Raw genomic sequence first — 14,840 nt, forward strand, 5'->3', positions numbered from 1 at the left:
CTATTAGTTAGTCGTGAAAATGTAGTTAGTCATGGAAATGTTATGCGCTCACAACTGTAATGACATCAAGATGAGTTCAGCTGAAAGTAAAGTAAATAGCGGTTGGTTAAATAGTCGAGAGTGATCGCATTTATTCGTTTTTGTGCCACGTGGGGTTAACAGGGGCGGTGGTCTGACGGATTATCAGCTCAGTTGCTAATGATAACGAGTGAGAAGGCGGCTCAATGGTATGGTGTAACCTGACGATTAGGCGGGACACACACTCTTCCCCTAATAACCTGAAATTTTGCCTGATTGTGGTGAGTGGCGGCTGAAAATAAGCGCTGTCTGCTGTGTCGTCATAACCGATAACTGAAACCTCCCGCGGGATATCGACATTAATTTCATGCAGAGCACGCAGGACACCCAGTGCCATTTGGTCATTAGCAACCAAGATGGCGCTAAATGGGGTATTGCTGGCAATTAATGTCTGTGTTGCCTGATAGCCACTCAATGCACTCCATTCTCCATAGTAGACTGCTTGCGGTGTCAGTGAGGCATTATCCAATGCCTGTAACCAGCCCTGATGACGTAATTGGGCTGAAATAGCGTCTTTGGGCCCGCCAATAAGCACTATTTGCTGGTGGCCCAATGCAATGAGGTGGTTGGCACCTTGAATTGCGCCTATTTTAGGATCAAATAGAACACTGAATGCAGCAGACTGTGGGTCAACATCAAGAAAAAGTACCGGAGTATCAGCACATTGTTCGGTAATTTTCTGGCTGCGTTTGGGCTTCAAAGGAACATTGACTAAAATCCCATCAACACGTTGAGCCAGTAACTCGTTTATAGCTAGCTGGCAGGCATGTTCACTGTGGTCATCAGCCATGGCGATAACCACGTTATACCCCAGTTCACGAGCTTTTCTTTTTACTGCGGCGGCTATTTGCGAGGGTGCATGCAAAGAAAGATCGGTGGTGGCTAGCCCGAGTGTCAGGCTATGTTTACCGGCTAATTGCTGGGCGACCCGGTTAGGAACATAGTTCAGCTCAACCATAGCCAATTCAACCTTATGACGGGTTTTAAGCGACACATGAGGGGCCCGGTTTAAAACGCGTGATACGGTTTGATAGGAAACACCAGCCTGGCGTGCAACATCATCTAAAGTGGCAGACTTGGGCTTCATGTATTTATCTCAAGGATAGGTGGTTGCTTATAATAGCAAATTCACAGGATAAATTTTCAGCATCAGGCTGCAAATAGAATTAAAACAGGCGATTGAGTTTTTTTTGGGCTTTGTTGATTCTAAAATCAGGATAAGCATTTGGCAGTATTTACAATATTTTTACTGATTATTCTGCCTAATACCGAACAGCAAGAGTATAATAAATAGCTTTTTTGGTTTTATTTTAGTCATGTAAACAAGAATCTTCCGTTTGCCTGCTAAAAAGAGTTGCTATTAAAAGCCGGTCATGAGTTAATGCGTCTCGGCCTGTGGTACAGACCTATTTATGCACGACATCTTGAGTAAAGTGGTTCATATTTAAAGCGTTATCGTTGATAGCTCTTCACTGACGAATTTCCTTCATAGTGCCTCCATAAGTAACGACTGATAACCGGCTATAACACGCCCATGGTGGCAAAATTTTTTAATAAAGGAAATACACATGTCTAACATGATGAAAGGTCAAGTAAAGTGGTTCAACGAGTCTAAAGGCTTCGGTTTCATCACTCCAGCTGATGGCAGCAAAGACGTGTTCGTTCACTTCTCTGCAATCCAAGATCAAGGCTTCAAGACCCTGGCTGAAGGCCAGAATGTACAGTTCTCTATCGAGAATGGTGCTAAAGGTCCGTCTGCAGCAAACGTAACTGCAATCTAATTGGCCTTTGGCTGATTATAAAAAAACCCGCCAAGGCGGGTTTTTTACTTTCTGGCGTTCAACAAGCGGAAATAATACACCGTCACTTTTCCCCCCGTTTGCGGATTCTCCAGGCACCCCTTTATCTAAACCCACTATTTCCTTCTGCTTAAATATATTCATCAAAACCATACTCTTGATTGAGCGTAAACCTTATCATTCTCACCTGATTCTGTACTACACTAGCAGCATTGATTTAATTGAAGGTAATGTCATGAAAGTAAATGATCGGGTGACAGTAAAAACGGATGGCGGCCCACGACGTGAAGGGGTTGTGTTAGAGGTAGAACAGTTTAGCGAAGGCGTCATGTATTTGGTTTCTCTGGAAGATTATCCAGCAGGCGTCTGGTTCTTTAATGAAATTGATAGCCATGATGGCACCTTTGTTGAGCCTCTTCACAAGTAGAGTAACTCACACATTTATTTGCTGAGCACTCATCGAGCGGCAATAAAAAACCGGAGGAAGGTGTGAGCCTTGTCTCCGGTTTTGTTGTCAGCTTGAGCAATTTAGCTTGGCTGAAATATTGCTAGTAATAACTCAGAAAGTCTCCCAGTTCAGCGAGTCATCAGTCGGCTTCTTATTACCACCGGTTTTATTCTGGCCTATTGAAGTTGGGGCTGGAGTCTTAAGTGCCGGGGCAGGGTTACGTCCATTTAAATGGAATACCGCAACTGCTTGAGTCAGTATCTCAGCCTGTTGTTCCAAAGAGGCTGCCGCTGCTGACGCTTCTTGTACTAAAGAGGCATTTTGCTGTGTCACGTTATCCATTTCAGATACCGCCTGTGCCACCTGACTAATGCCACGGCTTTGTTCATCCGAGGCAGAGGCAATCTCACCCATAATATCAGTCACATGCGTGACGGCTGTAACAATCTCATTCATGGCTTTACCGGCATCAGAAACCAGAATCGAGCCATCACCAATAAGGTCAACTGAGACTTCGATTAGCGATTCTATCTCTTTGGCCGCATCAGCACTGCGCTGTGCCAAATTACGAACCTCACTGGCAACCACTGCAAATCCTCGGCCTTGCTCACCGGCTCGGGCGGCTTCTACCGCAGCATTCAATGCCAGGATATTGGTTTGGAAAGCAATGCTGTTGATGACGTTAGTAATTTCAGCAATTTTCATTGAGCTAAGCGATATTTTATCCATCGTGCTAACAACATCATTCACGATGTCACCACCTTGGGCTGCTTTACCGGATGCATTCGCTGCCAATTGGCTGGCATGGTGGGCATTTTCCGCATTTTGTTTAACAGTGGCGGTCAGTTGCTCCATGCTGGCTGCGGTCTGTTCAAGTGAGGCGGCTTGTTGCTCGGTTCGTGCGGAGAGGTCTGTATTACCCAGCGCGATTTCACTGGATCCTTGATAGATAGATTCAGCACTGCTGCGGACGGCTTCAACCGTGGAGGATAATGAATCCTGCATTTGCTGAATATTATTACCTAATACACCGATTTCATTGCGGCCAAATGGCGCTGGATGTTGTGTTAAATCCCCTTGAGCAATGCGTTGAATTCTTGCTACCAGCCGGTTAATCGGCTTGATAATGACTTTGCTGATCACTAAAAAAGCGATTAATGTCAGCAAAATAGCCAGAATAAAGGCCCCCCCCCATCAGCATGTATCCAAGGCGCGCTTCCTGCTGAGCCGACTGATTAATTTCGTTGGCGCGCTCGGTGCGATATTTAACGGCTTTTAGCAACGGCTCGTTATAGGCATCATCTAACTGATTAAGTTTTTCTGCCTCCAGCGAGATAACTTCTTCAAAATGTCCCTCTTTAGTCGCCTCTAGCATGAGTTTCATGCCATCGTCGCGATACTGTTCATAGGCCTTTTTGAGGGGGCCGTCCAGAGCGGTGTCCGTTTCAGATTTGATTGGGCGGTTATAGTAGAGGTTAAACATTTGTTGTGACTGAGAAATACGATTTTCTGCATTCTTCAAGCCTTGCTGATAGCCCGTTGCATCGCCAATACGTGCTGATGATGCTGCCTGAATTAAGATAAGGCGTGCTGTACGCAAATGGTTTGAGCTGTTAGATAGGCCCAGACGGATATCCAGTTCTTGAGTTGCTTCTTCCAGCGATTGGTTACTTTGTTTTAAAAAGTATCCAGACGTACCAATTGCCGCGGCAAATAACAGCAGTATCCCCGCCAAAATGGCGATAAACAAAGTGACCAGACGCATATTATTAACAAAAAATACTTTCGTATCTTTATTATGTTCTGGCGTTATTTTTATATCCAATGGCTTATGCGTACTTCCACGTTTCATTGTCAGTTCCGTTTCTATAGTCGCTCGAGGAAAGGTCCTTGCCCTATCTGCCCTTACATGAAGTTACCTTGTGACTGGCGGCCGAATGGCAACTTCAATGAGTTTGGGTTAAGGCATCGCTACTTAAAGTTAATCCACCCCTATATCTAAAATAATCTCAACAGTCCTTTAAGAATCTATCGGCAACAACCTTAAAATAGTTAGGACTATAAATGAGATCGCGATCGCAGTTTGAATTAAAGAGTCATTACATTTCTGTAATTACGTCAATGACTTGAACGGTTTTCTCTGGCGCAATACGTCCCGCGCCAGTTAGGGGGGCGGTTTATTGAAGCCACTGCGCAGTAGCGTTGCCAAGAGGAGAGGCGGCAATGCCACAACTCATTTGTATCAGGCTGTCAAAACCACGTGCTAATCCTGCTGTGGCAATGGATGCACAAGCCAGTGAAGTCACGGGGAATGCTGATGGCAGTTGCCTTCACCGGAGAATAATAATGAGGTATCAGGTGAATCGGCATAACCCAAGCTGCTCCACAATTGGTGAGTCATCGTTGCTGTTTGCGAGATTTTCATGAAAAACTCCAGTGAAAACTTTATGTTTGCAGTGTAGCAACAAGATGAATACTTTGCCGTAGTAGCCTTATTATTGGCAAAATGATACGCGATGATGTGGTGTTATTAATTTTCGACATAAAATACACTACTATTGCTATTATTTAATTAACCTCCAATTGGTTTAAGTTTTGTTTAGAAATATAACCTTTACATAATTATCATTGGAAACTATACTCTTGGAAAATTTCGGTGGAGAAACTAATGGACACGCAAAGTAGTAGTCAAATAAACAAGGCAAGTTAACTCATCTCCCGACCGATTTGTTGCTTGCCGAAACATGGCGGGCAGCACCCTCTCTGTATTTCCTGAGCTGTGCATACCCTATAGTTTTCTAACTCAATGATGATGTTTTGAGTTTATTAGTTTGGGTTTTTATTATGGTATTTAACAGCCACGCACTCTTTCCTCCAGGCGCTAGCACCCGTTATTGCTGATTTACCTTTAGGTATATATCAGCACAATGACCTGTGTGCTAAATAGCACATGATTATTCTACCAATGATTAATTCATGGAGAGAATCATGGCATTAACTCCTTTTGTTGTGAATTTATTACTGGCGATGTGTTTGGGCGCGTTAATTGGTGCCGAAAGACAATGGCGTCAGCGGATGGCTGGATTACGAACTAATGCATTAGTTGCGACGGGTGCGGCCGTATTTATTCTCAGTTCCTATGCCACCTCTCCTGATAGTCCAGGGCGTATTGCTGCTCAAGTGGTTTCAGGAATAGGTTTTCTTGGGGCTGGCGTTATCATGCGTGAGGGCATGAATATTCGAGGCCTGAACACGGCGGCAACTTTGTGGTGCTCTGCAGGGATTGGCGTGCTTTGTGGCCTGGGATTGTATTGGAATGCTGTTGCGGCAACAGCAGTTATTCTATGCGCCAATATATTGCTACGCGAGGCTGCACAACGTATTAATATGCAGCCTCAGCAACAAGCCGTCGATTTAGAAGTTCGTTACCGCATTCAAGTGACTTGTGGCGCGGAAGATGAAGTATTGGTTCGCACCCTTATTTTGCAGGCCCTCAATGGTGTGGCATTACGGTTGCAGTCATTATGCAGTGCCGATATTGCTAAGCCTGGGCAATTAGAAGTCTGTGCTGAAATAATGGCGACGCCAGCCGCGCAAAAAGAAATTGAAAGTATTGTTTGCCGCGTCAGTCTGGAGCGGAGTGTCAGTGCTATTCATTGGCGCATAGCTTCAGAGCTACCTGTATAAGTTAGGGAATTAATATATCTTTCAAATTAGCAGTCAATAAATAATGCTAACCCATGTGGTAGTAAGGAGTTGTTATGGACGATCACCCCGGAGTTAACTTAATTAGCTGCTGCTAATTAAATATAAAAATTGGCAGCGCCATAATAGTTCGGCACATTTATCTCTCAATAATTGAGCGGATAAAACCTGTGCGTTTAGAATTAAAAGAGAAGCGTTATGACCAAATTTCAAAAGACAGGTACAGCCCGTAGCAATAATAATAAGAAACCTTTTACTATTGCATTAGAGGCTAAAAATAGCTTGGATCAAACTTTGTCCAAGCTGAATGCTAATTTGAACGGACTAACAGAGGAAGATGCTAAAGAACGGCTGGAGTTATACGGTCTTAATGAAGTTGCACATGAGAAAGCACCTCCGGCACTGATTCAATTATTGGCTGCATTTAATAACCCTTTTATTTTTGTTTTAATGATTCTGGCGGCAATCAGCTTCGTGACTGATTATTGGTTACCTTTACAGCGGGGTGAGGAAACCGATCTGGTCGGGGTTAGTATTATTGTGACAATGGTTTTAATTAGTGGTTTATTGCGTTTTTGGCAGGAATACCGCACCAATAAAGCTGCCGAAGCACTTAAATCGATGGTGCGCACAACGGCGACGGTACTGCGTCGTAGCAGCCATAGTGCTCAACCGGCAAAACAGGAAATTGCCATTAAGCAATTGGTGCCGGGCGATATTATTTTATTATCTGCCGGGGATATGATCCCAGCTGATTTGCGACTGATTAAATCCAGAGATTTATTTATCAGCCAGGCAATCCTGACAGGAGAAGCCATACCCATTGAGAAATATGATGCAATGGGGGCGATAGCACCAAAATCCGTCGAGGCGGATGCCAGCAGTGAGAGTGAATTGCTTGAGTTGTCGAATATTTGTCTGATGGGGACGAACGTTGCCAGTGGAACAGCAATGGCGGTGGTGGTTGCCACTGGAGGGCATACTTATTTCGGGTCGCTTGCTAAGTCTATTGTGGGCAACCGTGCGCAAACCGCGTTTGACCGGGGAGTTAACAGTGTTAGCTGGTTATTGATCCGCTTTATGTTGGTGATGGTACCGATTGTATTGCTGATTAATGGATTCACAAAAGGCGATTGGAGCGAGGCGGCGCTGTTTGCGTTGGCGGTAGCCGTTGGTTTGACACCTGAAATGTTGCCGATGATTGTCAGCTCTAACCTGGCTAAGGGCGCGATAGCGATGTCGCGACGCAAAGTGGTGGTTAAGCGACTGAATGCTATACAAAATTTTGGTGCAATGGATGTGTTATGCACCGATAAAACGGGGACATTAACGCAAGACCGGATCATTCTTGAACACCATTTAGATACACGTGGCAGCAATGACGGCAGAATATTACAGCTGGCATGGCTTAACAGCTTCCATCAAAGTGGCATGCGCAATCTGATGGATCAAGCGGTTATCAAATTTAGCCGTGGCAAGCCAGAAATTGATGCTTTGCGCAGTTTTAATAAAGTGGACGAGTTACCCTTTGATTTCATTCGCCGCCGTTTGTCTATCGTGGTGAAAGATGAACAGCAGCATCAGACATTGATTTGCAAAGGTGCTGTGGAGGAGATGCTGAGCATCTGTACTCATGTGCGCGAAGGTGATGCTATTTATCCACTGGATGAAACTCGCCGCACCTCATTGTTGGCATTAGCTACGCAATATAATGAAGACGGTTTTCGTGTTCTGCTACTGGCAACTCGCGAGTTGGGTACGCAACTCAGTGAATTACCTTTAAATATTGATGATGAGCGCGAGTTGGTTGTTCAAGGGTTGTTGACCTTCCTTGACCCACCCAAAGAGAGTGCAGAGGCGGCGATTGCTGCATTGCGTGAAAATGGCGTTGCGGTAAAAGTATTAACCGGTGACAACCCGATTATTACGGCTAAAATCTGTCGCGATGTGGGGCTGGAGCCAGGCGAGCCGCTGAGTGGCCTTGATATCGAGAACATGGATGATGTAACGCTGGCGCGAGAAGTTGAGTTGCGCACGGTGTTCACCAAGCTGACGCCACTGCAAAAATCACGTGTTTTGAAAATGCTGCAAAGCAACGGCCACACCGTCGGTTTTCTTGGCGATGGTATTAATGATGCCCCGGCATTGCGCGATGCTGATGTGGGGATTTCCGTTGATACGGGCACTGATATTGCCAAAGAATCAGCCGATATCATCTTGCTGGAAAAGAATTTGATGGTGTTGGAAGAGGGCGTGATTAAAGGGCGTGAGACTTTTGGTAATATCATCAAATACTTGAATATGACCGCCAGTTCGAACTTCGGTAATGTCTTCTCCGTGTTGGTGGCCAGTGCATTTATTCCATTCTTACCCATGCTAGCCATTCATTTACTGCTACAAAACCTGATGTATGACATCTCTCAGCTCTCTCTGCCGTGGGATAAAATGGACAAAGAGTTTTTACGTAAACCGCGCAAGTGGGATGCTAAAAATATTGGTCGCTTTATGCTGTGGATTGGGCCAACTTCGTCAATCTTTGATATTACTACCTTTGCACTGATGTGGTTTGTCTTTGCGGCCAACAGCGTCGAGCATCAAGCTTTGTTCCAATCAGGTTGGTTTATTGAGGGCTTATTGTCGCAGACATTGGTCGTTCATATGTTGCGCACACAAAAAATTCCGTTTATTCAAAGTACAGCGGCACTGCCAGTGTTATTAACCACCGGTGTCATTATGGCGATAGGCATTTATATTCCATTCTCACCATTAGGAACATTGGTTGGGTTGCAACCATTACCATGGCAATATTTCCCATGGTTAGCCGGTACTTTAATTAGCTACTGCGTTGTTGCGCAATTAATGAAGCAGTTTTATATCCGCCGTTTCGGCAAGTGGTTCTAACAACGTATATTGACGTTTATATCATAATTCCGGGGCCAAATAGGCCCCGGAATTATGATGATTATTCATTACTGACACGAATAACCAGCTTGCCAAAGTTCTTACCTTCCAATAAGCCGATAAAGGCTTGTGGTGCATTTTCCAATCCATCAACCAAATCTTCGCGGAACTTGATTTTCCCTTGTTCGACCCAGGGCGTCATTTGCTGTAGAAAATCATCGAAATGCGGAGCATAGTCATCAAAAATGATAAATCCTTGCATCCGAATGCGTTTGCGTAAAATGATGCTCTGTAGCAGCGGTAACCGATCCGGGCCGCCCGGTAATTCTGTGTCGTTATAGCGGGCTATCAAGCCGCAAACCGGGATGCGAGCACGCGGATTCAATAAGGGTAATACCGCGTCGAAAACAGCACCGCCCACATTTTCGTAATAAATATCAATGCCTGCTGAACAGGCTTTTTCTAGTTGTTGCGCAAAATCTGTCGCCCTATGGTCAATGCAGGCATCGAACCCCAGCTCCTCAACGACATAGCGGCATTTTTCCGCCCCGCCAGCAATACCGATAACTTTGCATCCTTTCAATTTACCTATTTGCCCGACGACGGAACCAACAGCCCCACTGGCTGCCGCCACGACCAATGTTTCACCCGCTTTGGGCTGACCAATATCCAATAATCCCATATAAGCCGTAAAGCCCGGCATCCCTAACACACCGAGTGCGCGTGAGGGATGGGAGAGTTGCGGCCCCAGATTGCGAATATCAGAGCCATCCGATAAGGCATAATCCTGCCAGCCGCTACGAGCCAGTACCCAATCCCCAACTTGGAAGTCTGGATGTTGTGAGGCTTCAACCCGTGAGACGGCACCACCTACCATTACCTCACCCACCTCTACTGGAGCGGCATAAGATGGCGCATCGCTCATTCGACCTCGCATATAGGGATCGAGAGATAGATAGCGGGTGCGTAGTAACACTTGCCCTGCTGCCGGTTGCGGAATGGGTTGAGACTCTAATCTAAAGTTTTCCTGAGTGGGCGTGCCGTGGGGGCGTGAGGCCAATAGAATGCGGCGATTCTGTTTTTTATCTTGAGTCATCAGATTCCCTTATTTGAAGTGGGTAAAGATGGGTATTGAAAAGAGTGAGTGCTGAAAATGATAGTAGAACTCTTCAGATAGGGTTCAGCTAATAGTGCGCAACAGTGAGAAAGCGCAGCCACAGATGAGGCGAACGCCTTTAGAAGAGAATATGTAGTTTCAATCAGAGTGGTACTATCAGCACATCCACTGTACTGGTATTAATCAATCGAGCAGCTGAGCAGGAAAATTTATTGAGTAACCTTGTACTGTGGTTGCCACATATCACCAGGTCAATATGCTGTTGCCGACAAAAATAAGCCATGCTCTCGGCAAATTCACCATGAACAATATTTCGCTTCTCAATGGGATAATCAGCATTAATAGCTAACTCCTCCATAAATAGCTGCGCTTCTTCCTCTAATACCGAACGCAAGTCCCCCAACATGGGCGCAGCGTAACTGCTGTACATTTCCGGTTCTGTTGTCAGGGTAATTAATGAGACGCGACCATCATAAGGCCGGACAATAGAAACCGCTTTATTCACCAATTGTTGGCTATCGGGTGAAAGGGCTACTGCAACTAATACATTCCTGTATCCCATTTTAAGCTCCCATAAGCACGGCTATAGCATAAAGGTTAGGGGATCACACTTTTAAGAAATGCGATATGAATCACACTTGGCATTGAACAAGGAAAAAAACCATTTGTAGCATAGGGTTAAATGAAAACCCTGGTTAGGGAGAGATAGGCGAAACTTATATTTCAAACATTATTAATTAATATTAATTACATTTCCATTACAACTAGCTTGCAAAAATACGGATATAGACCAAAGTTGAAAAAGCGCTCAATGAAAAGGGAAGTGCGCAGCAAAGGTGAAACATGTGGTTACCTCTGCTGCCTTTTATAATACGCATCATCGATCTTTTTAACGAAAAAAGACGAATAGGTTAATAAATGAACGACGAAAAGCACTTTTTGGTATCGCATAAATATTCGTTAAAACGAAATAGTTCTGGAAGGTTACTTATAGTATTTCCGAGTTTTAAGTCACATATCAGCCCTTAATGCTAATAATTTGCGGTTAATGCAGATTTATATTCTGCTATTTTGCTTTAGGGATGCTTTTGTTCGAATTGATCTAAAAACGCTAAGAATTGGGCCTGGATCCTTAGTTTTTTAGCTCTTTTCTGACTTCTGGCTATTTTTTGAACGCCTTGGCGGTCAAAAAACACTCCAAAAAAGGTCTTAATAATGAATTTATATTTTATTTTTGTGACTCACGTCACATTACATTTAAAATGAATCACTAGTCACATTGTATGTGCTAACGATTCGGGAGTAGAGTTGGGCCTCTCTAGGATTATTCCTAATATTTTGTAAGAAAAGTTTCATGTCGAAGATGCAATATCAGAATCAGAGCAGCTTAAAATCAAACTGCCAGATTGACGACATGTCATTTCATACCGAAACGGTATTTTTGCAATGTTGCACCAGTAGGTTTCAATTACTTTTAGTTCTATAGGTTCTAATTAACTGTATAACGGGAAGGATCCCAGGTCTTGGGTGAAAAATACTATCATCCAACTTATGTTTTAAAACATAATCAGTCGGGATGTATAAAATGAGTACGTCTGAATTACTCAAACATATTTATGATATTAATTTGTCATATTTGCTTTTAGCACAACGGTTAATTAACGATGAGAAAGCCTCAGCGATGTTTCGTCTCGGTATTACAGATACCATGGCCGATGCATTATCGCAGTTAACATTACCGCAGATGGTTAAATTAGCTGAGACTAACCAATTGGTCTGTCATTTCCGTTTCAGTGACCACAATACGATTCATCATCTGACGAAAGAATCTCGTGTGGATGACTTGCAGCAAATCCACACCGGAATTTTATTGTCGAGTCATTTACTCCACGAGCTATCGTTAAAAGACGGTAGTGCGTCTAAGAAAAGAGCATGACCGATGGTTGAGAAAAGTATTGTTCAAGAAGCCAAAGACATTCATTTGGCAATGGAGTTGATAACTTTAGGTGCGCGCTTGCAGATGTTAGAAAGCGAGACGCAACTCAGCCGGGGGCGTTTAATTAAGCTCTATAAAGAGCTGAGAGGCAGCCCTCCACCTAAAGGAATGTTACCGTTTTCGACCGATTGGTTTATGACTTGGGAACAGAATATTCATTCATCGATGTTTTATAACGCTTATAGTTTCTTACTAAAAAGTGGGCAATGCACCGGTGTTGAGGCCGTTATTAAGGCTTATCGTCTTTATCTCGAACAGTGCCCAGATCAGTCCGGAATACCGCCATTACTGGCGTTAACCCGAGCCTGGACCTTGGTTCGCTTCGTTGACAGTGGCATGTTACAACTTTCGGGTTGCAACTGCTGTGGTGGGACTTTTATCACCCATGCACATCAGCCACGCAACAGCTTTGTTTGCAGTCTCTGCCAGCCACCTTCCCGCGCAGTAAAAAAACGTAAACTTTCTCCGCAATCTGCCGATATTACATCACAACTGCTGGATGAGCAGGTTAGACGCGCAGTTTGAGTGTCTTTGAGTTGTCAGAATTTTCGGTGATAGCCGCGGTATGGATACCGTTTCTGTCACCCGCTAATGGCAACTCATGACCCTCAAAGGGTGCTAACGCCTCACCTTCCACCCACACACTTTGCTAAGGATATCGCGTGTTAGTTATTTTGGGTTATATCGTGGTCTTAGGTGCGGTTTTTGGCGGCTACATCATTGTAGGTGGTCACTTAGGCGCATTATATCAACCCGCTGAATTTTTAATTATCGGCGGGGCGGGTATTGGTGCGTTTATTGTCGGTAACAATGGTAAAGCAATAAAAGCCACAATGAAGGCACTGCCAAAACTGATGCGCCGCTCTAAATATAATAAAGTCCTATATATGGACTTAATGGCGCTGTTGTACCGCTTATTAGCAAAATCCCGTCAACAGGGAATGCTGTCATTGGAGCGGGATATAGAAAGTCCATTGGAAAGTGAAATTTTCTCTAATTATCCGCGGATCTTGGCCGATAAGGTATTAGTGGAATTTATTACCGACTATTTGCGGTTAATTGTTAGTGGGAATATGAACGCTTTTGAAATCGAAGCCTTGATGGATGAAGAGATCGAAACTCACGAGCAAGAATGCGAAGTGCCTGCCGGTAGTCTGGCGATGGTCGGCGATTCTCTACCTGCATTCGGTATTGTTGCCGCCGTTATGGGGGTGGTGCATGCCTTGGCATCCGCAGACCGGCCAGCCGCAGAACTCGGAGCGTTAATTGCCCATGCAATGGTAGGAACATTCCTCGGTATTTTGCTGGCATATGGATTTATCTCACCGTTAGCGACGTTGCTACGTCAACAGAGTGCAGAAACCACCAAAATGATGCAGTGCATCAAGGTGACGTTGCTTTCTAGTCTGAACGGATATGCGCCGCAAATTGCCGTGGAATTTGGTCGTAAAACGCTCTACACCACAGAACGTCCTTCGTTCATTGAGCTGGAAGAGCATGTGCGCAGAGTGAAAGCTCCGGCACCGCAAGCGACAGAAGAGGACGCATGAAGCATCAGAACCACCCCGTTATTCTGGTCAAAAAGCGCAAAGCCAAACATGGTCAAGCCCATCATGGCGGGTCATGGAAAATTGCTTATGCTGACTTTATGACAGCAATGATGGCCTTCTTTCTGGTGATGTGGTTACTGTCAGTTTCCAGCCCGCAAGAGCTGACGCAAATTGCAGAATATTTTCGCACGCCGTTGAAAGTTGCACTGTCCAGCGGTGAGAAAAGCAGCGACAGTACCAGCCCAATTCCTGGGGGAGGGGATGACCCGACCCAACAAGTGGGTGAAGTGCGCAAGCACATTGATTCTGAAGAAAGCCGCAAAGAAGAATATCGGCTTAATAAGTTACGGGAAAAACTGGATCAATTAATTGAATCAGACCCGCGACTGAAAGCTTTGCGGCCACATTTGTTGATTAACATGATGGATGAAGGGCTGAGAATTCAGATTATCGATAGCCAAAATCGACCCATGTTCAAGATGGGGAGTGCTCAGGTCGAGCCGTATATGCGCGATATTTTACGTGCTATAGCGCCAATTCTGAATGACATTCCCAATAAGATCAGTCTGTCTGGCCATACCGATGACTTGCCGTATGCTTCCGGTGAACGGGGTTACAGCAACTGGGAATTATCGGCAGATCGTGCCAATGCTTCGCGGCGTGAGTTACTGGCTGGTGGTTTGGATGAAGGCAAAGTATTACGTGTGGTAGGCATGGCATCGACGATGCGCTTAAAAGAGCAGGCATCAGATGACCCGGTTAACCGTCGTATCAGTATCTTGGTTCTGAATAAACAGACTCAACATGATATTGAGCACGAGAATTTAGATAACAAAGCGCTCGATATAGAAAAAGCCGAGAGCTTAAAACAGATTGATTCTACGGGAACAACGCCAGCGGTGGCATCACCCGCTACTGTTGCGACACCGCCAGCGACGACGAGCGCAGCGATACCCACAGCACAATCTGGCACTAGCGGATCAGTATCTGTACCCGTGGCTGTTTCGACAACATCAGCTTCGACAACATCAGCCTCGACAACAACAGTTTTGACAACAACAGTTTCGTCAGCGACGGCAACTGAGTCTGTGAAAGCGGTGGCACCGCCTGCAACAGCACCACAAACACAACAATCGAGCACGGAGAACATTACTCGAGTGACCAGTGGGCCAACGACATCGTTGCCAGCGGCACCTGCCAGTAATGCACCGGTCTCTCCGACAAGCCGCGACGCACAGTAGAGGTG

At 45.0% G+C, this 14,840-nt stretch carries 12 protein-coding genes and 1 pseudogene; 8 read left to right on the forward strand and 5 right to left on the reverse strand.

What is annotated here, in order from left to right; genetic code table 11:
• Nucleotides 1–130 precede the first annotated feature (130 nt).
• Complete coding sequence (locus tag FGL26_RS02635; RefSeq protein WP_005168744.1) at nucleotides 131–1,165, reverse strand: LacI family DNA-binding transcriptional regulator; 1,035 nt, start codon at nucleotides 1,163–1,165, stop codon at nucleotides 131–133.
• Nucleotides 1,166–1,646: 481 nt separating this feature from the next.
• On the opposite strand from FGL26_RS02635, the gene cspE reads away from it, so the two are divergent.
• Nucleotides 1,647–1,859, forward strand: a complete 213-nt coding sequence (gene cspE / locus FGL26_RS02640) for a transcription antiterminator/RNA stability regulator CspE (protein ID WP_002210893.1) — start codon at nucleotides 1,647–1,649, stop codon at nucleotides 1,857–1,859.
• 253 nt (nucleotides 1,860–2,112) lie between these two features.
• Entirely contained in the window at nucleotides 2,113–2,304 is a 192-nt protein-coding gene (dsrB, locus tag FGL26_RS02645; protein WP_004701013.1) for a protein DsrB, read from the forward strand.
• A 132-nt stretch (nucleotides 2,305–2,436) separates the two neighbouring features.
• Here the strand turns inward: dsrB and FGL26_RS02650 are convergent.
• Nucleotides 2,437–4,177, reverse strand: a pseudogene (locus FGL26_RS02650) (methyl-accepting chemotaxis protein).
• 450 nt (nucleotides 4,178–4,627) lie between these two features.
• Complete coding sequence (locus FGL26_RS21760) at nucleotides 4,628–4,750, reverse strand: hypothetical protein (RefSeq protein ID WP_005168748.1); 123 nt, start codon at nucleotides 4,748–4,750, stop codon at nucleotides 4,628–4,630.
• 563 nt (nucleotides 4,751–5,313) lie between these two features.
• On the opposite strand from FGL26_RS21760, the gene FGL26_RS02660 reads away from it, so the two are divergent.
• Together FGL26_RS02660 and mgtA are read left to right on the forward strand one after the other, a co-directional pair.
• Nucleotides 5,314–6,012 (forward strand): MgtC family protein, encoded by a 699-nt coding sequence (locus tag FGL26_RS02660; RefSeq protein ID WP_005168749.1) that lies wholly within the window; start codon nucleotides 5,314–5,316, stop codon nucleotides 6,010–6,012.
• A gap of 216 nt (nucleotides 6,013–6,228) precedes the next feature.
• On the forward strand, nucleotides 6,229–8,931 hold the full coding sequence (gene mgtA, locus FGL26_RS02665; protein ID WP_005168752.1) for a magnesium-translocating P-type ATPase: 2,703 nt from the start codon (nucleotides 6,229–6,231) through the stop codon (nucleotides 8,929–8,931).
• Between the two features lie 61 nt (nucleotides 8,932–8,992).
• Here mgtA and FGL26_RS02670 read toward each other — a convergent pair whose 3' ends face one another.
• Both FGL26_RS02670 and uspC read right to left on the reverse strand, forming a co-directional pair.
• Nucleotides 8,993–10,027: an NADPH-dependent curcumin/dihydrocurcumin reductase gene (locus tag FGL26_RS02670; RefSeq protein WP_005168754.1), complete on the reverse strand. Its 1,035-nt coding sequence runs from the start codon at nucleotides 10,025–10,027 to the stop codon at nucleotides 8,993–8,995.
• Between the two features lie 163 nt (nucleotides 10,028–10,190).
• Nucleotides 10,191–10,610: a universal stress protein UspC gene (gene uspC, locus FGL26_RS02675; protein WP_005168758.1), complete on the reverse strand. Its 420-nt coding sequence runs from the start codon at nucleotides 10,608–10,610 to the stop codon at nucleotides 10,191–10,193.
• A 1,023-nt stretch (nucleotides 10,611–11,633) separates the two neighbouring features.
• Between uspC and flhD the strand changes: the two genes are divergently transcribed.
• The 4 genes from flhD to motB all read left to right on the forward strand — a co-directional run bounded on the left by flhD (nucleotide 11,634) and on the right by motB (nucleotide 14,835).
• Complete coding sequence (gene flhD, locus FGL26_RS02680) at nucleotides 11,634–11,984, forward strand: flagellar transcriptional regulator FlhD (protein ID WP_005164498.1); 351 nt, start codon at nucleotides 11,634–11,636, stop codon at nucleotides 11,982–11,984.
• 3 nt (nucleotides 11,985–11,987) lie between these two features.
• Nucleotides 11,988–12,569 (forward strand): flagellar transcriptional regulator FlhC, encoded by a 582-nt coding sequence (gene flhC / locus FGL26_RS02685; protein WP_005164496.1) that lies wholly within the window; start codon nucleotides 11,988–11,990, stop codon nucleotides 12,567–12,569.
• A gap of 137 nt (nucleotides 12,570–12,706) precedes the next feature.
• On the forward strand, nucleotides 12,707–13,594 hold the full coding sequence (gene motA / locus FGL26_RS02690) for a flagellar motor stator protein MotA (RefSeq protein WP_005164494.1): 888 nt from the start codon (nucleotides 12,707–12,709) through the stop codon (nucleotides 13,592–13,594).
• Complete coding sequence (gene motB / locus FGL26_RS02695; RefSeq protein WP_005168761.1) at nucleotides 13,591–14,835, forward strand: flagellar motor protein MotB; 1,245 nt, start codon at nucleotides 13,591–13,593, stop codon at nucleotides 14,833–14,835. The genes motA and motB overlap by 4 nt, the downstream gene beginning before the upstream one ends.
• The last annotated feature ends 5 nt before the right edge of the window (nucleotides 14,836–14,840 follow it).

Origin of the sequence: Yersinia enterocolitica subsp. enterocolitica (assembly GCF_901472495.1) — a bacterium.
Classification (GTDB): Bacteria; Pseudomonadota; Gammaproteobacteria; order Enterobacterales; family Enterobacteriaceae; genus Yersinia; species Yersinia enterocolitica.